We start from the raw sequence: 22,461 nt of genomic DNA, 5'->3' as shown, positions 1-22,461 counted from the left end.
AGTACTGTAAATCCTTAAGTTGACGGCATTGGGGGCAGGGGCCCTCGATTTGGAGCGTCTTGATTTTTTTGGTTCTTTTTGTATCAAGACAAAAAGAACAGAGACTTAAACTATAAAACAATCCTGTTCGACAGCAGTATCTCAGGCAGCTATGCGAACTTAGGCTTCCATGCCAGTGGCTGGTGCTTAACCTCCCTTCAACCAAGATTCCTGCGGAATGACAGAGAGGGGAAAGCTTTTACCATTATAGCACAAGATATAAATCTTTGTACAAGAACTATAGAAACAACAAGAGCAACCAATTTTGGCTGCTCTTGTTGTTTTGATCTAAGATCTAAAGTCTAGTATCTATAATCTAAATTAGTACCCAAAAATCTCCTCCAGCTTTAGCTGCTTCACTTTCCCGTATTTCTCCAGTTCCTTAAAGTTCAATCTGTCTTTAGAACCGATGACAAGTATGGCTTGTGGCTGCTCTTTAATGTACTGCTGCTGGAACTGCTGCATCTGATCGAATGTCAGGCTGTTGACGCTTTCGTACACGTCTTTGCGGATATCGTAATTAATACCCAAGCGTTTGGCACGCTCGTAATCGAACAGGATAGAGGATTTGGTGATGCGCTCCGTTGAAATGCTGTTGCGCAAAGAGGCTTTCGCGATCTCGTAGTTCTGCTCGGCCAGCGGCATGTTGTTGAGCAGTTCCTGCATACCTGCCATGGCTTCTGGCAGCTTGTCCGCCTGCGTACCGATGTACGACATGACATAGTTGGAGCGGTCTTTCTTAGCGGCCGTGCTGTAGCTAGAGTAGGCAGAGTATGCCAAAGCTTTAGACTCGCGCAACTCCTGGAATACGATAGACCCCATGCCAGAACCAAAATACTGGTTATACATTCTGATAGTTGGAATCATACCAGCATTATAAGGTATAGACTTGCTCAGGAACAGCAACTCTGCCTGCACCATGTTATAATCGACCCAGTAAACCATTGGCTGCTTAATATCCAGCTCAGCATATTCTTTCTCGGCAGGCGTTGGCTTAAGTTTGGCAGGAACGATATGGCCTGCGTTCAGGGCAGCTACCAGACTGTCTGTTTCACGTGGACCGTAGTATAGCACGCGGTGCTCGTAAGTAGGAATGCTTTTGATGATGCTTACCAGTTCCTGCGGCTTCACAGCCTTCAGCTGCTTTTCAGATAGGTTGGTTGTGAACGGATTTTTAGGTCCGTACTTGGCATAGTTCACCAGTGCCTGATTCAGAATAACGCTTTTGTTCAGCTTAGCATCGTTACGTGCTTTCAGCATACCCGCTACCATGTTGTCTAATGCAGCTTGGTCTGGTTTCGGGTTCTGAAGCGTGTTCTCGAACAGCGCCAATGCTTGCTCAAAGTTCTCATCCAGGCCAGACAACGTTACATACACCTGGTCGCCAGAAGTAGACACGTTAAAAGAGGTACCGAGTTTATAGAACTCCTTCTTTAAATCCTCTGCGCTGTACTTGTCGTTGCCCAGGTAGCGCAGGTAGTTCACCGCCATACCCAGCTTTTGGTCGTTGTTCGTGCCCATGTCCAGGATGTAGTACAGCTGGAAAAGGCCATTCTCTTTGTTCTGCGTGTACAGCAGCGGGATATTGTTCTTTAGCGATGCTTTTTTGATATCTTTTTCATAGTCTACAAAAACTGGCTCTAAAGCAGGCGCCTCTTTAGCCAAAATGTTTTTATAGTACTCTGACTGCGCATCACGGTTTACAGGCACAGGCGTTATGCTTGGCTTTTCTACCTTTTCGGCTACTGCGTTTTTGTTGTTTCGCTTGTACACCAGCACGTAGTTATCGTTCAGGTACTTGTTAGCCACCTCCATTACATCCTGCTTCGTAATCTTGGCAAACTCCTCTGGTCTGTTTACATAGTCTTTCCAGTCCATGCCGTAAATAAAAGCGGTTACAAAGGCATCAGCGCGGTTGTTGTTGCTTTCGTAAGACTGCATCAGCGATATCTTGTTGTCGTTAATGATAGCAGGAATCAGCCAGTCTTCAAATTTACCTTGCTTCACGAGCTCTACCTGAGACATCAGCAGGCTTTTCACTTCATCCAGGCTCTGGCCCTGCCGCGGAGAACCACCAAGACGGAAAACAGAGTAATCCTTCATCTGATTGTCGTAACCGTAAGCCTGCAACACCTTCTGTTGCTGGTTCAGGTTCAGGTCTATTAAACCAGCCTGGCCATTGTACAGAATACTGCTGATCATGCTTAGCACCAGCGCATCACGCGAACTCATGCCAGGGAAGCGGTAACCAATGGCTATACTTTCAGCACTTGGGCCAGACACCTCTTTTATAACGGGCTGCGCAATAGGCTTCTCCTGCGCCACGTTAAACGTAGGTACAGGTTTCTTCTCCAGCTTTCCGAAATGCTTGTCTATGGCTCGTATCGCCTGGTCAAAATCAATGTCACCACTTAGGGCGATGGCCATGTTGTTCGGTACATAGTATTTATCAAAATACTTCTTTATCTCTATGATAGAAGGATTTTTTAGGTGCTCTATGGTACCGATGGTGGTTTGTGTACCGTACTGATGTGTCGGGAAAAGTGCTGCGTTTAGCGTCTCCATCACTTTCCAGCCGTCGTTGTCGAGGGAGCGGTTTTTCTCTTCGTATACTGCCTCCAGTTCCGTGTGGAACAGGCGTGGCACCATTTCAGAAAAACGATCGGCCTCCAGTTCCACCCAACGCTCCAATTGGTTTGAAGGAATGTCGTTGGTATAAACCGTCTGCTCTACCGATGTATAAGCGTTAGTGCCTTTTGCTCCGATGCCGCCTAAAATCTTGTCGTACTCGTTGGCAATGGCATAAGTAGCAGCCACACCCGAAATGCTGTCTATTTGGTGGTAGATCTGCTTGCGGGCAGCTGGATCTGTGGTACTACGGTGCTTTTCGTATAGCGCCTCAATCTTGTCCAGCTCTACTTTCTCTTTTTCCCAGTTTTGCGTGCCTAGTTCGGTAGTGCCTTTAAATACCATGTGCTCCAGGTAGTGTGCCAAACCTGTGGCATCGGCAGGATCGTTTTTGCTGCCTGCACGAACCGCAATATACGTTTGTACACGCGGCGCATCCTCGTAATCCGTCAGGTATACTTTCAGACCGTTATCTAAGGTATAGATGCGGGCATTCAGCGGGTCGTTTGGTACAGTTTCGTATTTGTATTCTTTTTCGGTAGCAGTAGCCTGGGTTGTAGCCTGCGACTGATATGTTTCGTTTTTACATTGCGTAAAGGAAAGGCCCAGCGCAAGCAACAACAGAGAAGATGTTCTTCTTGAAGTCATAGAATTGTTAAATAGTCAAGGTTAGCACTATTCAAATATAATATTATAACTGATTAAAAATCAGTATCGAGTCCAAAACGCTGCTTTAAATCGACGAGCACAGGATATTTCTCTGCCAGATAGTTAAACTTGTCCTGCGAAGTATATAGCTTACGCTCGTCCTGCATTTCTACCACTTCTGCTCTTAATTTTATGCTTCTGTTACCGAGTTCTTTTTTTAACTCACCCAGTATAGCAGGACGCAAGCTCGTGAACTGGTCCATCATCACGTGGTTCTCCAGGTGCAGCACAATCTCATTGTCCTCGCTGATGTGGTACTGGCGGTTCAGGAGCGTGTACTCCATCATATTTTCTTCCCGCTTACGGCGCAGAATGCTATGCCAAACCGTTTTCAACCTTGCCTGGTCAACAGGAGTTATCGTGCCGTAGTGTTCTTCTTCAGCCTCTTCTGCCACGGCAACTTCTGCTACAGCTGCCTGCTTGTTACCCAAGTCTTTCAGGCTGGGTATTTTGCTCAGCTTTTTCTGGGGAGGCAGCGGTATACCTGGTCTGGTTCTTTCTGGGGCAGGAGCAGGCGCTGCCTGTGCCTGCGGAGGAGCTATGTGTGCATCAGGTGTTACCTGCTGCGGCTTCGGTGGCTGCTGCAACCCTTGCGAAGGAACAGCGCCAGGCGAATGTTGTTGCAAACTCTCAGAAGGCACTGTGCCTGTGGCAGACTGTTGCAGCTGCTGCGATGGCACACCGTTCGGTTGCATGGCAGCCGACGGTACTGGGGGGGCACCTGTAGTTGCGGTAGAAGCTGGTGCCGTAGCGCCTACCTTAGCTTTTTTTAACTCAACGCCGTCTTGTGCAAAACTCAGGGCCGCGTTCAGGTGGGCCATCTTCATCAGGCATAGTTCCACGTGGAGGCGCTGGTTTTTGCTGCTCTTATAGTGCATGTCGCAAGTGCTCACCAGGTTCAGGCCTGAGAGCAGAAAGCTTACACTCGACTTCTGCGCTTGCTCGGCATACTTGGCTTTGATGTTATCCGATACCTCCAGCAATTGCACTGTCTGAGGGTCTTTACACACCAGCAGGCTACGGAAATGCTCGCCTATACCCACCAAGAAATTGTGAGCATCAAAACCGTTCTTCAGAATCTCATCAAACAAAAGCAGCGAGCCAGCCAGGTTCTGGGCCAGCAAGTGGTCTGTCAGCCTGAAATAATAGTCATAATCCAGGATGTGCAGGTTCTCGACAGTAGCTTTGTAGGTTACGTTGCTGCCTGAGAAAGTCACCATCTGGTCGAAAATAGACAGGGCATCGCGCAAGGCACCGTCTGCTTTCTGAGAGATCAGGTGCAGTGCATCGGGCTCGGCCTGTATACTTTCTTTTTGAGCGATGCCTCCGAGGTGGCGCACCATGTCCTCTATTCTGATGCGGTTAAAATCGAAAATCTGGCAACGGGAAAGTATGGTAGGGATGATCTTATGCCGCTCCGTCGTGGCAAGTATAAAAATGGCATAGGAAGGCGGTTCCTCCAGCGTTTTCAGGAAAGCGTTGAAGGCCTGGTTCGAAAGCATGTGCACCTCATCTATAATATAGATTTTATACTTGCCCGTTTGTGGCGCATAACGCACCTGCTCCACCAGATTACGGATATCCTCTACAGAGTTATTAGAGGCGGCATCGAGTTCATGGATGTTAAACGAACTGTTGCTGTTAAAGCTACGGCACGATTCACACTCGTTGCAGGCTTCTATCTCGGGTGTGATGTTTTGGCAATTGATTGTTTTGGCCAAGATGCGGGCACAGGTAGTTTTACCCACACCCCTCGGACCGCAGAAAAGGAACGCCTGCGCCAGATGCTGGCTGCTGATTGCGTTTTTAAGGGTATTGGTTATATGGTGCTGCCCCACCACGCTGTCGAACGTGGTCGGACGGTATTTACGCGCTGATACTACAAAATTTTCCATTAGTACAAAGATAATCAATCTGCACCTGAGATGGGAGAGAGAAGGGAGTTAGAAAGTTAAAAAGTTAGAGGGTTAAAGAGTTTTTGATTTAGAAAGTTTAGGAGTTGAGTTTTTGCCTCCTCCCTTTTGCCTCTCCTTGTATGGGAGGGAGTCTGTTATTACTTTCTTTTTTTGCTCTATGCTATAGTTGAATAAACTGTGGGAAGCATCATAAAACTATGACTCAAATTGAAAGCTGTTTTGCTAATTAGAGCTATCTCTGTGCATATCGCTGCTGCTATACCTAAAGGAAGAGCGGCAGTAAGTAAAGCTCTCCTTATATTAAACAAGGAGGGGTAGGGGTGGTTGAATCTGCACTAGCAAAAATTCTCAGCGCCAGAAACATTTTTTGCTGTTATACCAGTGATGTTTCCTAGTTTGTATTAAATTGCTACTATGTTATGCCATCAAGTTAGGTAGTTAGGGTGGTATAAATGGCTTTGATGTTATTTTGAATGTTAAGCAAGTTTTCAAAAAGCTTGTCAATATTTACTTTTTCTATCTTTGGTGAACTGCATGATACGCTTTTTCCTCTTTCCTAAAATGTTATGCCTTGTGCTGTTACTAATAGGGTTTGTAGTAGTGGTGCCAACTTATGGGCAAAGCAAGCACAATGGAATGCCTTTGTTGCAGGCCAAGACGAACAAAGTGAGTTTTAGAGTAGGAGGTGTTAAAATAAACGGAAACTGGACTATAAAACCTGAGGCAAACCCGAATGTCTTACACGTACAGGTAATAGATGCGAAGGAGAAGTTTACGTTCTACACCGATTCAGATTCTGTTTCTTATGATGTAAGGCCTGGGCAGGTTCATCAGTTTTATGTGTTGCTGAACAAGCAAAGCTATGTGCTGACAGAGGTTAGGGGGTTTAAAGATGCTGAACATAAAGAAGATACCAAGTTGCTGAATATGAAGCGACCTAAAGGATCTATTCTGGGAGAACTATGGGACAAACATCATGTAGGGGACGTGGTAGATGGTGTTAATTCATACGCCGACAAAGCCTCAAGCGCCTTTAGTTGGGTAAAAAGTAAAATAGGTTCAGGAGACTGACAGGTGATATGCTGCGAAGCAAGGCCTTTAGGCTACGGTGGCAACAGGTTAGAGAAATTATGTCATATTTTGCCTGCAAACGCGCCTTTTTGCTAGCTATTGGAACAAAAAAACGGCTATATGAGTTAAACTTGGCAGATAAAGAGTAACTTTGCTAACTGGCATACTTCTTGTATGTCTTACTCTGCAAAAGACACGTTCTTTTATTTATGGGGATGACTGGAATTGACAGCTTGTGCAGGTTGCGTGTAAGCATGTCGGGTGATGAACGTACCACCTGTAAAAAATCCGTTCAAACAACAACCGGCGAATCTAATTACGCCATGGCTGCTTAATCTAGGTATTAAGTAATTGCCATAGTCTCGTGCAGGTTTCGTGAAACTGCTTGCACATCAGAGGCTTCGAACCGTTTTACTAGTCTGTGTAAAGGTGCGGTGCACAGGCGAAATTAAGCATCTAAGGAGTGCGCATAAGTTTGGCTTATACTTGCAAACTCCCGACAATCCGAATAAACCTAAGCATGTAGAAGGCACGACAATTTCCTTGTCTGGACCAGGGTTCGAATCCCTGCATCTCCACTTTATAAGTACAATTAGTAAAACAAAAAGCCCGTAATAGACTCTATTGCGGGCTTTTTGTTTTACCGCCTGCCAAACAATTCTATTTGTAAGAATGCTTACAGTATAAGCAATAACAATTCTGCTGTTTTAGGTTAATCTGCATATTTATGCTGGTTTTAAAAAAATATACGCATAAATGTTTGTTGAATAATTTTCCTTTGCTTTTATTTACTTCAAAATAAAGGGTGAGTGAGTGCTTCGTTTATTTTTAAAATTTTTACTGAGCTAAGTATTTTTAGTTGTACTGAGTAAATTGATGATATTTTAAATCGTGAAAATCAAGGAAGTCAAAGGAGGTAGAATATGCTTCAAATAGTTGAGGTACTGTTATTTAATAAGGTATTTTAGTCTGATCTGTTTATGATGAATGTTCGGTTTCTGAGTTTCCTGCTTTTACTGGCTTTTTACGTTCTTGCCAGCTCCTGTAGTCAGAGGTTGCAGCGGCCATTGGGAGTTGCAGTTCCGCAGAAAGTTGCAGTTCCTGTAGACACTAAAGAAATAGTAACAGGTGCCGATCAAACTGCAGTATACTTGCCGTACCTGAAAGGCAAACGAGTAGGGATGGTGGTAAATCCTACATCTATTATTGGCAAAACACCAAGTGTAGATAGCCTTAAAGCGCTAGGAGTGAACATTGTAAAAGTTTTCGGGCCTGAGCATGGTTTTAGAGGTGATGCTAGCGCAGGTGTAAATGTGGATGATAGCGTTGATCCGAAGACAGGTATAAAAGTAGTGTCTTTGTACGGTAAGAACAATAAGCCTACAAAAGAGCATTTATCTGACGTAGATATCATGATTTTTGATATTCAGGATGTTGGAGCCAGGTTTTATACTTACACCATTACGATGCACCGAGTGATGGAGGCATGCGCAGAGAATGGAGTAGAGCTCTTGATCTTGGATAGGCCAAATCCGAACGGCTACCTTGTAGATGGCCCCATACTGGACATGGAATTTAAGTCTGGAATAGGAATACATCCAGTGCCCATCGCGCATGGTATGACGATAGGTGAATACGCTCAAATGATTAACGGGGAGGGCTGGTTAGCCAATAATGCTACGTGCAGCATACGCATAGTTAAAGTAAAAAATTACACGCACGACCTGCCTTATACTTTGCCCATTAGCCCTTCGCCAAACCTAAATACGCAGCAGTCTATATTGCTTTATCCTACCCTGTGCTTGTTCGAAGGCACCATTGTCAGCCAGGGGCGGGGGACTTACTTTCCTTTTACCGTGTTAGGTAACCCAGACTTAAAGGGTAAATATGATTTTTCATTTACTCCTGTCGGAATCAAGGGTATGAGTGAAACTCCGCTCCATCAGGATCAGGCATGTTATGGCTTAGATCTGAGAAACTATGACACCAGCAAATTCCGCAAAAACAGGCAACTGAATTTATGGTGGTTAATGGAGATGTATCAGGCTTACCCGCACAAAGAGAAATTTTTCGATTTTAAGCAAAGCAAGCAAATGGGAGACTTCAACAAGTTGGCAGGGAATAAGTTGTTGAAGGAGCAGATTATAGCTGGCGTTTCGGAAGAGGTCATACGCGCAAGTTGGGAGCCTGGGCTAAGCCAGTACAAGGAAATGCGTAAAAAGTATCTCTTATATCCTTGAGAGCATGTTAAAGTCTCTTGAGTAGGTCTTTTATCAATGTTAAACTCAGGTAAGTTAGGCTAGTATGCACTAGAGAATCAAGTTGTTTTGTGCCCCAGGTTAGTAAGCGGTGCTATGCTTGTAAGGTGGTGGTTAGATGTTTTGAAATTCAGTTATAGGTTACTTAGAAGATATTTGTAGGCAAGCTAAAGGAGTGCAGTTTTGCGTTTTTGATGCGTTTTTGTCTTTTATTTTAAAAATAAATGCATAAACGTGTTGTTCATTTAGCAAAAGTTCATAGATTTAATAAATCTTATATGAGGGGGGAAAGTGCTTTTGCAGGGGAAGCTTATTTTCTTTTGTAGGATTAATACAAGTTGATGCGCTCCCAAATCTCTGTTCAGCTAACTGCTTCAAGTCTATCTATATTAATTGCCTAGGTTGAGTTCTCTCTGGTTCCTGTTGTCTATACCTGTGTTTTATATTGTTACTAAACCAAATTAATCTAACCATTACTTAGCTTGTTATGAAGAGAAAATTACCATGTTTCTTATGGGGAATTTGCTTTCTCCTGTTTCACTTCCAAAGTTTTGCGCAAAGCAAAGTAATTAGTGGAACCGTGACCTCCAGATCTGATGGAAGTACTTTGCCTGGGGTTTCAGTTGCTGTAAAAGGCACTACTAGAGGAGCTGTTACAGATGCGGAAGGTCGCTTTACTGTTGAAGCTGCTCCAACAGATGTTCTGATCTTTAGTTTTGTTGGCATGAAGCCGCAGGAAAAGATTGTTGGCGGTGCCTCTACACTTAATATAGTGCTACAGGATGATTCGCAAGCTTTGAGCGAGGTGGTGGTAACGGCTTTAGGTATTGCGGAAGAGAAAAAAGCCCTTGGCTATGCTATAACAGAAGTTAAGGGAGACGTAATTGCCGAGACACAGCGTGATAATTTTCTAAACGCAATGGCTGGCCGGGTGGCAGGTGTCGATGTTACCGCTACTTCAGGCTTGCCAGGAGCCTCTTCTGCAATCACTATCAGAGGGATTAGCTCACTAAGCGGCAATAACTCCCCGTTATTTGTGGTAGATGGTTTGCCTATCAGCAACAATACAACATCTTCTGGTATTTTGGCTTCTTCTGTTGGTGGCGGTCCATCGTTCGAGAACAGAGGGATAGATTTTACGAACAGGGCAGCCGACATCAATCCAGAAGATATTGAGAGCATAACAGTACTAAAAGGACCAGAAGCTTCTGCTTTGTATGGTATAGAGGCAGCCTCTGGAGCTATTGTGATTACTACTAAACGTGGAAAAATAGGTCCAGGTAGAGTTAACTATACCTACAATACAAGAGTAAGCAAGATTAGCAGCCTTCCTGAACGCCAAATGGTTTATGACAGAGGCGTGAACGGATATAGTGCTGAAGGAAATGAAGAGTTATACTTCTTTGGAAGCAGATATCCAGCAGAAACGCAATTCTATGACAATGTTGGAAATTTCTTCCAAACTGCTATTTCCCAGAAGCATAACCTTTCTATTGTTGGTGGTAATGAGGCAACTCAATATCGTATTTCTGGTGCTTATACCAACTCTCAGGGTTATGTACCCAACACAGGGTTAGATCAAATTAACTTATCTTCTGCAATTACTTCAGACATCAACAAGTACATAAAAGCAGATGTTACTTTTGACTATACCCGGGCAGACAACGATAAGTCTTTTACAGGTGTCAATGGTTCGTTTCTGCACTTGTTGTTATGGCCAATTACCGACGACGCCAGTAATTATTTAACGCCTGATGGTGGCAGAAGAGACTATTCTGAATTTTCAAACGGTGTAGAAAACCCTTTCTTTAATGTTAACTCTAACGTATTCAATAGTTTAACAGATAGGTATAGAACAAATGCAAGCTTAACTATTGAGCCTACTACCTGGTTAAGATTTGTAGGCCAGGCAGGTGTAGACTACTATACAGAGAAGAGTACTATTGTGCGCCACCCAGAATCAAATACTGGTAAATCGTTCGGCGGTATTTTTGACCAGGCTGTAGCTACTACCAGAAACCTTACCTTACAGTACTACGGGCAAGTACATAAGTCTTTCTTAGCAGATAAACTAAACGCTAATTTAACCTTGGGTAGTGCCATCCGTGACAACAACACGTTTAGTGCCTCAGTTACTGGCCAAAACTTTCAAGCTCCTAACTTGTGGTCGATTAATAACACCGCATTGGAGACTCAAAGAGCTTTCAATAACTTAGTGCAGTACCGTAACGTTGGAGCTTTTGGCCGATTTACGTTGAGCTGGGACGAGATGATTTATGCTACTGTTACCGGTCGTAATGACTGGAGCTCTACTCTGCCCGTTGAAAACAACTCTTTCTTCTACCCATCTGCCAGCTTAAGCTTTATTTTTACAGAGCTTAGGGCATTCGCAGGTATCCGTGATATTCTTTCATATGGTAAGTTAAGAGGATCAATAGCGCAGGTTGGTAAAGATGCGAGACCTTATTCTATCTATCCATTCTACGAAACTCAAACCACCACTGGTGGCGGTTACGCCTATGGTTTTACTGGCCCAAGCCTTACCTTAAGGCCAGAAATGACCACTTCGTATGAGTATGGCATAGAGGCAAAATTCTTTAACGACCGTTTCGGTTTTGATGCAACGTACTTTAACAAGACGTCAGAAGACCAGATTGTTGCTAACATGCGCTTAAGCTATGGTACTGGCTTTATCTTAAGCACCTTTAATGCAGGAACCATACAAAACGAAGGGATTGAGTTGCAGTTAAATGCCACTCCGATCTTAACAAACAACTTTTCATGGGATATTAGAGCAAACTACACAAGAAACAGAAGTGAGTTAGTAGAACTTCCAGAAGGTGTAGGGGAGTATTATAACTCTGATACCTGGTTGTACGGCAATGTAAGAGCTGGAGCAAGAGTAGGTGGTCCGTTATCAACCTTTACGGGGTATGATTATAACCGAAACGATAAGGGAGAGATCTTACTTAGCCCGACAACAGGTTTGCCAAGCATCAACACAAGCGAATGGGTGGCACTAGGTGATAAACAACCAGATTTTACAGCTGGTATAACAAACACCTTCAGGTACAAGAACATCTACTTAAACTTCTTGTTAGACTTTAGAGTGGGTGGCGATATTTATAACGCCACAGAGCACTACATGGTAACGCGTGGGTTAAGCCCAAGAACCCTGAACAGGGAAGAACCTCGCATTATCTATGGTGTGTTGCAAGACGGAATGGAGAACACCGATACACCAACCCGCAACAATATTCCGATCGATCTGTCGCGTAACTCAAGCTATTGGAGCTCTATTTATTACTACAATTCTTTCATCGAGAAAGATATTAACTGGGTACGCTTAAGAGATGTAACGCTGAACTACCGAATACCTGCAGCAACATTAAGTAAAACCAAGTTCATCAAAGACTTTAATGTATTTGTGACAGCCACTGACGTGTTTATCCTTACCAATTACTCAGGCATTGACCCTATCTCTAGCGCGACTTCAACAGCAAGCGGTGGAGCTGGCGGTGGTGGCATGGATTATGGTAACTTTCCGTTGCCAATTAGCTGGAACTTTGGATTTAGAGTAGGATTTTAGATTGGAAAATCATGAGAAAGATATTTTATAGTGCACTTATAGCAGCTGGCTTACTCACTTTTACAAGTTGTGAGAGCTGGTTAGATGTGAACACGAACCCTAATGGCCCAGACAGGCTAGAGCAGCCAGATTTATTTTTGCCGCAAGTACAGGCAGCTTTGGGAGTAGGTATACAATGGGACGGCAGGTTTACCGGCTTCTATACCCAAATGTGGACCTTTACAGGAGTAGATTATGCCTTAGATCTTCATGCTAATCCCCTTTCTGATACTTATGCCACCTTGTGGAGAAACGTGTATTGGAATATGGGTGTTGGCCTATCCGACATGATAGAAAATGCGGAGAGAAACAAGAAGTATGATTTTGCTGGGGTAGGTTACATTATGAGGGCATGGGGGTGGCAGTTGCTGACTGACTACCATAGCGACATAATCGTTTCACAGGCATTTGAACCAGGCAGAAACTCCTTCGATTACGACTCGCAAGAGTTTGTATATGAAGAAATTCAGCGACTGTTGAAGCTAGGGATACAAAACCTGGAGCGGACCGACGGCCTAAGCCCAGATGACTCTGGTTTGGCTGCTGCTGACTATATTTATCAAGGCGACAGAGGGAGATGGATAAAGCTAGCCTATGGTTTACTGGCTAGAAATGCTCACAGATTGACAAATAAGTCAAGCTATGATCCTAATGAGGTAATCGGGTATGTTGATAAGTCGCTTGCCAGCAACGCAGACGACGCTTTTATAAGATTTGAGGGAACAGTGTCTGCTAACACAAGTTTCTTCGGCCCGCTGCGAAACAACATTGGTAGCTACAGGCAAACTGATTTTATAGTTAGACTGCTTGGTGGAAATGAAGAGGTGCTTAATCCTGCACTGTCAGACCCTAATGCTACAGACCCTTATTATGAAGGCGAGCACCTGAGAGATCCACGCTTAACGGCAATGTTGGCTCCTTCTCCTGCAGACAGTTTGTATAGAGGGCTTACGCCAGCACAAGGTATAGGAGAATGGACGGCTGGTTCAGGTCAGCGACCAAATACCTTCTGGAATACAACATCAGGAAACGCTGTGGATCCGAGTGCAGGGCAAATCTATTTCTTTGGAAATGCAGAGCCGTTTCCGCTAATGACGTATGCCGAACTTCAGTTTGTAAAAGCTGAAGCCGAATGGATAAAGGCTGGAAAAGCTCCTTCTGCGCAAGCTCTGGAAGCATACAAAAACGGTGTAACTGCCCACATGGGTTATGCACGTCAGTTTGCAGCTGATAAAGCCTTATATGATGAGCGAATGGCTGCCTATTTGGAAAGCGATGTGCTAGTGCCTGATGCGGCCTCTGGTTTGACGCTTTCTAAAATCATGCTGCAGAAGTACATTGCTACCTGGGGCTGGGGCTTTTTTGAAACCTGGTCTGACATGAGAAGATACCACTATACCGAAGGCGGTGCCTATGCTGGTTTTGAACTGCCACAGGAACTGGCTGCTGCAAATGAGGGTGTGCCAGCCTACAGAGGACGACCAAGATTTAACTCAGAGTATATGTGGAATAAAGCAGCCTTAGATGCGATAGGAGGCAATGATCCTAACTATCATACTTACGAAATGTGGTTTAGTAAACCAGAATAAGCTATAACTCGAAAGACATGAAGAATATAATCAATAAAACACTGGGAATTCTTGCCGTAGCCTTGATGCTTGGGGCTTGTGAAAAAAATGAACTTCCGGAGCTAACTGTACCGCTGGACACAACAGTAGATGCGAAAATGAAATTTTTCTTCCACTCGCAGGATGCACCTAAGTCTCTCTTTACTTTGAATGGAATAAGAGTTACGGCTGCAGCTCCAACTACTGCTGGTGAAGTGCAGGGGAAAGCCTACGGTTCTATTTACCCGAACAATAACTATGCAGAAGTGCCTGCAGGAACACATACCTTGAATGTGATAGATCCTGTGGCACTAAATGGCCAAGGCCAGCCAACGGTATTGGCAAGTACACAGGTTAGTCTGGAGGCTAACAAAAATTATTCTGCTTACTTAGTTGGTAGTGCAGCGGCAAATAGCCTTGAAACTTTTTACATTGAAGACAAACTTCCACCAGAAGATTATACTTCTATTTGGTGGAGGTTTGTACACACGATGGAAGGTACTCCTTGGAATGTTGATGTATATGTCATTCGCTCAGCAGTTCCAGCTACTGAGGATACTCCTGAAGAGCCGGTAGAAGTATATACATTAGGCACCGATATTCCTTTCAAAGGACATGGGGAGTATGTTCAGCTAAAGACAGGAACATTTACTTGGAAGGTTTTTCCTGCTGGTACAGTAACTCCAGAAGAAGCGATAACGGCTAAACCTTACATTTCGCAAAGTTTTGCGCTTTCTAGCCTTGGCAGAGTGTACACACATCAAATTAGAGGTACTTACCAAGGAGCAACTGTTTCAGGTAAAATAGATTACTGGAGAGACCGATAAGAATTTAAATTTAAATTTAGATTAGTATGCAAATAAAGGCCCTCCCTTAGAAATAAGACTGGAGGGTTTTTTTTAGCCTTTAAAGTTGCGCATTTAGCTATGGCCAAAAATTACTTCCTCAGCTTTGTCTTCTTATTTATTTCCTGTGGCCTGCTGGCGCAACAGGTAAAGCCAAACCCCAAGCGGGAGTTTAGGGGTGTTTGGATTGCTACAGTTCAGAACATAGATTGGCCCTCAAAGCCTGGAGTCGTAGTAAACTCAGAGCTGCAAAAGCACGAGTTTGTGCAAATACTGGATCAGCACCAGAAAACAGGCATAAACGCCGTAATGCTGCAGGTGCGCCCTTCAACCGATGCCTTTTATGCCAAGAGCCGTGAGTTGTGGAGTATGTTTCTTACAGGCGAGCAAGGTGTAGCCCCAAATCCATTCTACGACCCGCTGAACTTTGCTATTGAGGAGGCACACAAAAGAGGTATGGAACTGCACGCATGGTTTAACCCATACCGCGCCACAAATAACCTGATCGATTCTCTCATAAACAAAGATCATATTACCCGCACCAAATCAGAGTGGTTCTTTACTTATGGCGGCAAAAAGTACTTTAACCCAGGCCTGCCAGAAGTGCGCGAGTATATAGTAGGAGTAATTATGGATGTGGTGCGGAACTACGACATAGACGGTGTTCACTTTGACGACTACTTCTATCCTTACCCAGGCAAAGAGCCGCTGCCAGATTCAGTAACCTATGCTTTGTACGGTAGCGAACTTGCCAACATCGAAGATTGGCGCAGAAACAATGTGGATCTGCTGATTCACACCCTGTCAGACAGTATACATGCCGCAAAAAGTTATGTGAAGTTCGGTATCAGTCCATTTGGTATCTGGCGAAACAAGGCACAGGACCCTGAGGGTTCAGAGAGCAACGGCCTGTCGGGCTATAGTGCTCTGTATGCCGATGCACGCAAATGGGTGAAAAAAGGATGGGTTGATTATGTAAATCCACAGGTATACTTTCCGTTTAACTATAAACCAGCGCCGTACGAAAAACTGCTTGACTGGTGGAGTGCCAACGCATTCGGGAAACATGTATATGTTGGACAGGGAGTTTACAGAGCAATGGAAGACCGTGAAGGCTGGCGCGATAAGCAGCAGTTACCTAACCAGGTACGTTACCTACGCAATAACCCAAACGTGCAGGGTAGTGTGTTCTTTAGCTCAAGGTCGCTTACAAATAACTTAGCAGGCTTCAGAGATTCGCTGCAGCATGACTTTTACCGTTATCCAGCCTTGCAGCCAGCTATGCAGTGGCTGGATGATGTGCCGCCAGCAGCTCCTGCAAAGCTTAGCCACCCCAAGAAGCTACTGTTTGGCTGGAGTAGAAATGCAAAACTACAATGGGAACTTCCTGCTGATCCTGCAGCAGAAGGTGAAATTTATGGCTATGTCATCTATCGCTTCGGAAAAAATGAAGAAATCGATCTGCAAGACCCAAAGCATATCATAAAGGTAAGCTTTGATAAACACACCACATCGTTTTATGATGAAACGGCTAGCGGTGGCAAACGCTATCAGTACGTCGTGACAACCATCGACCGTATGAAGAACGAAAGTTTGCCTTCTAATGTATTCAGCGTGAGAATCTGGTAAAGAATATACACTTGCGGGTTTGTTCTTCTATTGAAAATATAGTTGCATAAACCAGTGCTCCATCAGGTTTTATATAGTATATTTAGTTGGAGGTTACCTTCTGTATAAAGTTCAGCAGGTTTAATAGCTTATGAGTTAGTTCTCCTTCTGATATTTCAGTTGTTCTTTGTTATAAGTTCTACCTACAAAGTTTATCTTATACAATCACAGGTCTAATTTTTTAGGTTTAAGAAACAATTAAATCAAGCCTTTAAAAATCTGATCCGATCTTCTTTCCGCAGCATTTTTCTATATGAACAAAGGTTTTAGTCGCTTATTCGAAATAGTTAATAAAGAAAAGAGAACTATCATTGGACTTATGTCTGGTACCTCGCTCGATGGGCTTGATATTGCCCTTTGCGACTTTACAGGTAGCGGAACTACAACGCAGGTGACACTTCGAGAATTTGCTACTGTTCCATATAGCAAAGAATTTAAAGATAAGGTAAAGGCGGTTTTCTCTAAACGGCAGGTCGATCTGGAAAATGTCTGCTTAATGAATGCCTACATCGGAAGCTTTCATGCGGAACTTATAAACAACTGTTTACAGCAGTGGAACATAAAACCACAGGAGGTAGATGTTATTGCCAGCCATGGGCAAACCATTTATCACGCACCTGTCTCGTTGCACAAGTTAGACGGAATGCCAGATGCTACTTTGCAAATCGGGGATGGAGACCATATGGCCGTTAAAACAGGTATTGTAACGCTTAGCGACTTCAGACAGAAGCACATAGCAGCAGGTGGCGAGGGTGCTCCGTTGGCTGTTTACGGAGATTATCTTCTTTTCTCGGAGCAGGGGCAGAACCGCATCATGCTTAATATTGGTGGTATTGCCAATTTTACGTTTCTCCCTGGCGATTTAGATACAAGCAAAATATTTTCTACGGATGTGGGGCCAGGTAATACCTTAATGGATGCTTACGTGCAAGCCAAATTTCCAGGAAAGTATTATGATGCTGAAGCTACAATAGCGTCTGAAGGAACGTGTAACAATGCCTTGCTGACAGCTTTACTAGATCATTCTTTTTTCGATCAGGGCTTTCCGAAAACAACAGGTCCCGAACTGTTTAACCTTGCTTACTTAGAGCAGGCTCAAAAAAGATCTGGCACCGAAGCGCTTTCCCCATCAGATGTAATGGCGACTTTAAACCGCTTTTCTGCAACAGGTATAAGTGATGCTTTAACAAAAGCCTTAAAAGAAGAATGCTTTGAGATTTTCTTAAGCGGTGGTGGCATGCATAATCCTTTACTTATACAGCACTTAAAAGAAATGCTCCCAGGTGTGCCTCTCAGAAATACTTCAGAGCTGGGAGTTGCTCCAGATGCGAAAGAAGCCGTTTTGTTTGCCACGCTCGCCAATGAGTGCCTCTTTGGGGAGCTTATAGATTTTGGGGCAGGGCAAAAAAGTGTTCCCTCTGTTCATATGGGTAAAATAAGTTTACCAGAATAAGCGCCATAAGTTTAAAAGTTTTCTAGTGTAATAAACCAACCCAAACTAATCTAAGCATGAGAGAAATTTATCTTAAAAAGTGGTGTAGCAGCAAAATGACTTTGCTGTGGACGCTCTTGCTGGCTATGTTTAGCCATATAGCAGTTGCACAAAACACCCGCTACACAGTTTCAGGAGTAGTGACAGATTCCCGTACAAAAGAGCCGCTTCCTGGCGTTGTTGTAAAGTTTCGGAGCAGTAATAACGGAACCGCCACTAGTGCAGATGGCACCTACACCTTGATGGAAAGCTTGCCAGCGGGTACTTACCAGTTAACTTTTTCTTTTCTGGGGTATAAGCCAGAAACTAAGTCTGTTGAGCTTGGTTCTGCTGCTGTGGTTAATGTAGATGCACAGTTGGGCGAGGATATTGTCGGTCTTGAAGAAATTGTAGTAACAGGTACATCGGTGGCTACAAGTAAAAAACAATTGGGTAACGCTATTTCCACCGTTTCGGGAGCCGACATACAGCGTGGGGTTGCTACTTCAGTTGATCAAGCCTTGGCAGGTAAAGTGGCAGGTGCGCAGATATCGCAGAACTCTGGTAACCCTGCGGGCGGTATAAGTGTGCGATTGCGCGGTACAAGTACAGTTGTAGGTTCAAGCGACCCTTTATACATTGTAGATGGTGTTATTATAAACAATGGCTCTCCAGAGCTGATAGACCTTGGAGGTTATGCTCAGAACCGCCTTGTTGATATCAATCCGAATGATATCGATCGGATAGAAATTATAAAAGGAGCCGCAGCTGCAGCAATCTACGGATCTAGGGCAAGCAACGGTGTGGTGCAGATTTTTACGAAGCGCGGTAAAGCAGGAAAGCCTAAAGTAACGGCCTCTACTCAGTTTAGAGTAAACGAAGTGCGCAAAACGCTGGAGTATAATGACTATCCTTTCCGCTTTGTGAACACAACCGCCTCTGATTTGACTCAGGAACCTGTACAGCGCTACGATTTCCAGGATATGATTTTCCGTACGGCTTACGGAACTGAGAACAACTTGTCGGTATCGGGTGGTAGCGACAATACCCAGTATTACTTAAGCGGCAACTACCTCAGCAACCAGGGAATTGTTGATAATACGAGCTTTAACAGGGGAGGCGCACGCCTGCGCATAGACCAGACGCTTAACAGCTGGATGTCAATTTCATTAGGAGCTAATTACGTTATCAGTACAAGTAAAGAAATTCCGAATGGTGGATTAAGTGAAGCATACGGTGCCCTGACAGGTTTTATTTTTAGCAACAACTTTATAAATCCTGAACCAGTTGACGGCGTTTATCCTTCAACAGCCCCAACTTCGATACTTAGAAGAACAAACCCTTTAGAAGCTATTAACCGCTTCGACTTCGGGCAAAGAACCAACAGGTTTATCGGGGATTTTCAGTTGATGTTAAATCCGATCAATAACCTGAATATAAACTATACTTTAGGTTATGATAATGCCACGCAGATTGCCACAGGCTTTATTCCAGTAGGAAACACGACTCCTTCATATAATACAGGTTACTCCCGTCGTGCAGATAGAACCTCTTACCTGTTGAACAACGACCTAAATATTTCTTACAGAACTAATTTTGGAGGCTGGCTGGAGTCATCGACTGGTGTTGGTGCTACGGCGCAATTAGAAAAAAGCTACACAACCGGCATTACAGCCACGCAGCTTGGGCCCATAGCCGAAACAATTAATAATGGCGCAACAATAGTAGCTGGCGAGACAAGAACAGATATTAATATACTTGGTTTTTTTGCCCAGCAAACTTTTGGTATTGGTGATCGCGTTTTTCTGACTGGTGCAGGACGTTACGATGTTTCTTCGGTTTTTGGGGAGGAAAACAGGTGGCAGTTCTATCCGAAAGTAAGTGGTAGTTACCTTATTTCAAATGAAAATTTCTGGCAGGGCCTGACCGATATAATTCCTGTTCTTAAGTTTAGAGCATCTTACGGGCAGGCAGGTAACTTAACCGCAATTGGTGCATACGACCGCTACACTAACTATAATCCTGTTTCGCTGCCAGGCATGCCTGGGGTAATATCTTCTACACTTTTGGGTAACGCAGGTATCAAACCAGAAAGGCAAACCGAAACAGAAGTAGGGGCCGATATGAGCTTCTTTGGAGGAAGGTTGGGACTGGAGTTCTCTTACTACCATAAAGATGTTAAAGACCTGCTGCTATTTGTTGGACTTACGCCATCTTCTGGTTTCCTGAACCAGTATGCTAACATAGGCACGATGACCAACAAGGGTTTTGAGCTGTTAGTAACTGCTGCCCCTATTCAGAAGCAAAATCTAAAGTGGACCTCTACTGTTACGTTCTCAAGAAACAGAAACGAAGTAAACAACATACCTGGGGGCTTGTTAACGTTCGCTGGTGGTTTCGGTCAGGTTGCAGCTGTAAATGGATATCCGATAGGCGCATTTTACAGCACTTACTTTGCTAGAAACCCTGATGGATCATTGTTGCTGACGCCTGCAGGCTTGCCACAGTCGGAAAGGGTAGGGCGCAATGCAGACACAGGACAGCCAACAGGTGCCACCAGAAGCAAAGTGATCGGGGATCCGAACCCAGACTGGACAGGCTCCTTCATCAATGAATTGTCTATTGGTAAAGGCTTGTCTTTACGTGCGCAGCTTGATGCTTCTTATGGTGCTGATGTGTTCAACTTTACTCGTCGGGTTGGTGAGCGTGATCTTTACGGCGGCCTTGCCAGCTACGAACCTGAGTTAAGAGGAGAGGTTCCGAAAGGTACTTCTGCTGCTCTGTTTGGTATTTTTGAAAACTACATCGAAGACGGCTCTTACATCAAACTAAGAGAAATTTCTGTAGCTTATGATTTTAAGCCTGCCTTTTTAAATAACAATAACGTGCGTGTAAGTTTAGCAGGCCGCAATTTATTCTCAATAGACAATTACAGCGGATACGATCCAGAAGTGAATGCTGCAGGGCAAACTACAGCCGTTCGTGGGTTTGACTTTGTGGAGGTGCCAATACCTAGAACATATGCTTTAGGTGTTAACGTGTCGTTCTAATCTTCTTCTTTTTAATTGATAATCAAATGAAAAATATAGCATCATATTTAAAAATAGGCTTGCTGTCGGGCTGTTTGCTGCTTACCGCTGGTTGTGAACTGGATATACCAAACCCCAATGCCGCAAGTGACCTTCAGGTCCTCTCTTCGCGAGACGGCATTATTGCCTTGAGTGTAGGTCTTCGTCAATTTTATTCTACTTCAGGTTTAGAGGCGGCTTATCTCTACCCTGGTGTAACGGGCCGAGAGCTGAAAGGTGTGGCTACTTTTACGAATGTACTAGAACTAGAGGCTGGAGGAACAGCATTGCCTACATTTAATGGCAATGTGCTTAGCTTGTGGTCCAGAATGCAACGAACCATGAGTATGAGCGAGCAAATTTTAGAGAATGCTCCTAACATCCCTGCCTTAACTGGCGGAACACTAAGTGGAATACTGGCGCATGCGCATCTTTTTAAGGCAATGGCTTTAGGTAACTTAGCTGTAGCGTTTGAGCAGGCAAACACAGAGACAAGTGCAACCGAAGATGTGACTTTTAAGCCAAGGACTGAAGTGTTGGCGGCAGCTATTTCCCACCTAAACCAAGGAATTGCTTTGCTAAATGCCACTCCTGTTTCGCAGGAGTTTATTACACAGGTTACGGGCTCTGCATTTAACCTGAAGAACACACTTTATGCCTTCAATGCCAGGTATAACCTATATGCTGGTAACTATGAAGCTGCACTTGCAAACGCTAATCAAGTAGATTTAGCAGTTAAGTCCGAGTTTGTGTACAGCACGCTTAGTCCGAATCCAATTTACAATTCCATCTTTATTCTAAACTACTTCAGGCCGCGCGATAACTTTGGGTTGCCTGCAGAGTTTGTGGAGGAAGGGGATGCCCGTTATGATTTTTACCTGACCAGCCCTGACGCAGTCGTAAATGGTGATCCCGTAAAGACGCTGGCAGGTTTCTTCAATACTCAAACCTCCAACATTCCTGTATACTTAACTGATGAGATAAAGCTAATAAAAGCTGAGGCCATACTTCGTAGTAACGGATCGTTGCAAGAAGCGCTAGATCTGATAAACGAAGTCAGAACGCAGGAATCAGGAGATCCGTTTGGTGTTAATGCCTCGTTACCTGCCTATACTGGCCCAGTTACCCGAGAGGCTTTGTTATTTGAGGTGTACATACAGCGTTCAGCCGAACTGTACTTAACAGGACAGAAGTTGGAAGACAGTCGCCGCTTTGGCCGTCCAGGACCGCCAGACAACACAGCGGAGCGTAACCGTAATTTTTACCCTTACCCTGACCAAGAACGATTGAATAACCCCAATACACCAGAAGATCCCGCTATCTAAATGCAAACAGGCGGCTAATCTAGCCGCCTGTTTGCATTTAACAAAAACCAATGTAGTAAGAGAGAATCAAAACACTTGTTGCTTTCGCTACGACTACCGAAGCAGCAAGTGTTACTGCTCAGTGTAGAAAAACAAGTTTCGGAGCGCTAATAAAAAAAAGTTTGCGTTTTTATGCATTTATGGTCTTAATTATGTGCATGAATATGAATTATTTACTTTAGTTTCTATA

General features: G+C 44.1%; 11 protein-coding genes and 1 other RNA gene. 10 read left to right on the top strand and 2 right to left on the bottom strand.

Annotation, left to right across the window (positions count from 1 at the left end; translation table 11 throughout):
- Window positions 1-360 precede the first annotated feature (360 nt).
- Both LN893_RS13330 and LN893_RS13325 read right to left on the bottom strand, forming a co-directional pair.
- The gene (locus LN893_RS13330) at window positions 361-3,315 is read right to left on the bottom strand and encodes a M16 family metallopeptidase (protein ID WP_229970831.1); all 2,955 of its coding nucleotides are present in this window, start codon (window positions 3,313-3,315) and stop codon (window positions 361-363) included.
- Between the two features lie 53 nt (window positions 3,316-3,368).
- Window positions 3,369-5,270: a DNA polymerase III subunit gamma/tau gene (locus LN893_RS13325; protein WP_229970829.1), complete on the bottom strand. Its 1,902-nt coding sequence runs from the start codon at window positions 5,268-5,270 to the stop codon at window positions 3,369-3,371.
- 594 nt (window positions 5,271-5,864) lie between these two features.
- Between LN893_RS13325 and LN893_RS13320 the strand changes: the two genes are divergently transcribed.
- The 10 genes from LN893_RS13320 (at window position 5,865) to LN893_RS13275 (ending at window position 22,232) form a co-directional block, all read left to right on the top strand.
- Window positions 5,865-6,362, top strand: a complete 498-nt coding sequence (locus LN893_RS13320; RefSeq protein WP_229970827.1) for a hypothetical protein — start codon at window positions 5,865-5,867, stop codon at window positions 6,360-6,362.
- A gap of 211 nt (window positions 6,363-6,573) precedes the next feature.
- Window positions 6,574-6,943: a transfer-messenger RNA gene (ssrA, locus tag LN893_RS13315) on the top strand.
- Between the two features lie 399 nt (window positions 6,944-7,342).
- Complete coding sequence (locus LN893_RS13310; protein ID WP_229970826.1) at window positions 7,343-8,602, top strand: exo-beta-N-acetylmuramidase NamZ family protein; 1,260 nt, start codon at window positions 7,343-7,345, stop codon at window positions 8,600-8,602.
- Between the two features lie 538 nt (window positions 8,603-9,140).
- Window positions 9,141-12,209 carry a SusC/RagA family TonB-linked outer membrane protein gene (locus tag LN893_RS13305; RefSeq protein ID WP_439651208.1) on the top strand — a complete coding sequence of 1,023 codons (3,069 nt, stop codon included), beginning with the start codon at window positions 9,141-9,143 and terminating at the stop codon, window positions 12,207-12,209.
- Between the two features lie 11 nt (window positions 12,210-12,220).
- Window positions 12,221-13,837 carry a SusD/RagB family nutrient-binding outer membrane lipoprotein gene (locus LN893_RS13300; RefSeq protein ID WP_229970822.1) on the top strand — a complete coding sequence of 539 codons (1,617 nt, stop codon included), beginning with the start codon at window positions 12,221-12,223 and terminating at the stop codon, window positions 13,835-13,837.
- Between the two features lie 17 nt (window positions 13,838-13,854).
- Window positions 13,855-14,682: a DUF4397 domain-containing protein gene (locus tag LN893_RS13295; protein ID WP_229970819.1), complete on the top strand. Its 828-nt coding sequence runs from the start codon at window positions 13,855-13,857 to the stop codon at window positions 14,680-14,682.
- A 99-nt stretch (window positions 14,683-14,781) separates the two neighbouring features.
- On the top strand, window positions 14,782-16,329 hold the full coding sequence (locus LN893_RS13290) for a glycoside hydrolase family 10-like protein (RefSeq protein ID WP_229970817.1): 1,548 nt from the start codon (window positions 14,782-14,784) through the stop codon (window positions 16,327-16,329).
- Between the two features lie 292 nt (window positions 16,330-16,621).
- A complete protein-coding gene (locus LN893_RS13285; protein WP_229970815.1) occupies window positions 16,622-17,821 on the top strand; it encodes an anhydro-N-acetylmuramic acid kinase in 1,200 nt (399 codons plus the stop codon).
- A gap of 56 nt (window positions 17,822-17,877) precedes the next feature.
- On the top strand, window positions 17,878-20,889 hold the full coding sequence (locus tag LN893_RS13280; RefSeq protein WP_229970812.1) for a SusC/RagA family TonB-linked outer membrane protein: 3,012 nt from the start codon (window positions 17,878-17,880) through the stop codon (window positions 20,887-20,889).
- A gap of 26 nt (window positions 20,890-20,915) precedes the next feature.
- Window positions 20,916-22,232: a RagB/SusD family nutrient uptake outer membrane protein gene (locus tag LN893_RS13275; protein WP_229970810.1), complete on the top strand. Its 1,317-nt coding sequence runs from the start codon at window positions 20,916-20,918 to the stop codon at window positions 22,230-22,232.
- Window positions 22,233-22,461: the final 229 nt, after the last annotated feature.

The organism is Pontibacter harenae (genome assembly GCF_020907245.1).
GTDB lineage: Bacteria > Bacteroidota > Bacteroidia > Cytophagales > Hymenobacteraceae > Pontibacter > Pontibacter harenae.
The sequence above is the reverse complement of the archived record's forward strand: the minus strand, read 5'-3'. Positions and strand labels throughout refer to the sequence as shown.

Bases quoted from the DNA above. Each gene is read 5' to 3' on its own strand.
- LN893_RS13300 (WP_229970822.1), top strand. From the start codon at position 12,221: ATGAGAAAGATATTTTATAGTGCACTTATAGCAGCTGGCTTACTCACT.
- LN893_RS13295 (WP_229970819.1), top strand. From the start codon at position 13,855: ATGAAGAATATAATCAATAAAACACTGGGAATTCTTGCCGTAGCCTTG.
- LN893_RS13325 (WP_229970829.1), bottom strand. From the start codon at position 5,270: ATGGAAAATTTTGTAGTATCAGCGCGTAAATACCGTCCGACCACGTTC.
- LN893_RS13330 (WP_229970831.1), bottom strand. From the start codon at position 3,315: ATGACTTCAAGAAGAACATCTTCTCTGTTGTTGCTTGCGCTGGGCCTT.
- LN893_RS13290 (WP_229970817.1), top strand. From the start codon at position 14,782: ATGGCCAAAAATTACTTCCTCAGCTTTGTCTTCTTATTTATTTCCTGT.
- LN893_RS13285 (WP_229970815.1), top strand. From the start codon at position 16,622: ATGAACAAAGGTTTTAGTCGCTTATTCGAAATAGTTAATAAAGAAAAG.
- LN893_RS13310 (WP_229970826.1), top strand. From the start codon at position 7,343: ATGATGAATGTTCGGTTTCTGAGTTTCCTGCTTTTACTGGCTTTTTAC.
- LN893_RS13275 (WP_229970810.1), top strand. From the start codon at position 20,916: ATGAAAAATATAGCATCATATTTAAAAATAGGCTTGCTGTCGGGCTGT.
- LN893_RS13280 (WP_229970812.1), top strand. From the start codon at position 17,878: ATGAGAGAAATTTATCTTAAAAAGTGGTGTAGCAGCAAAATGACTTTG.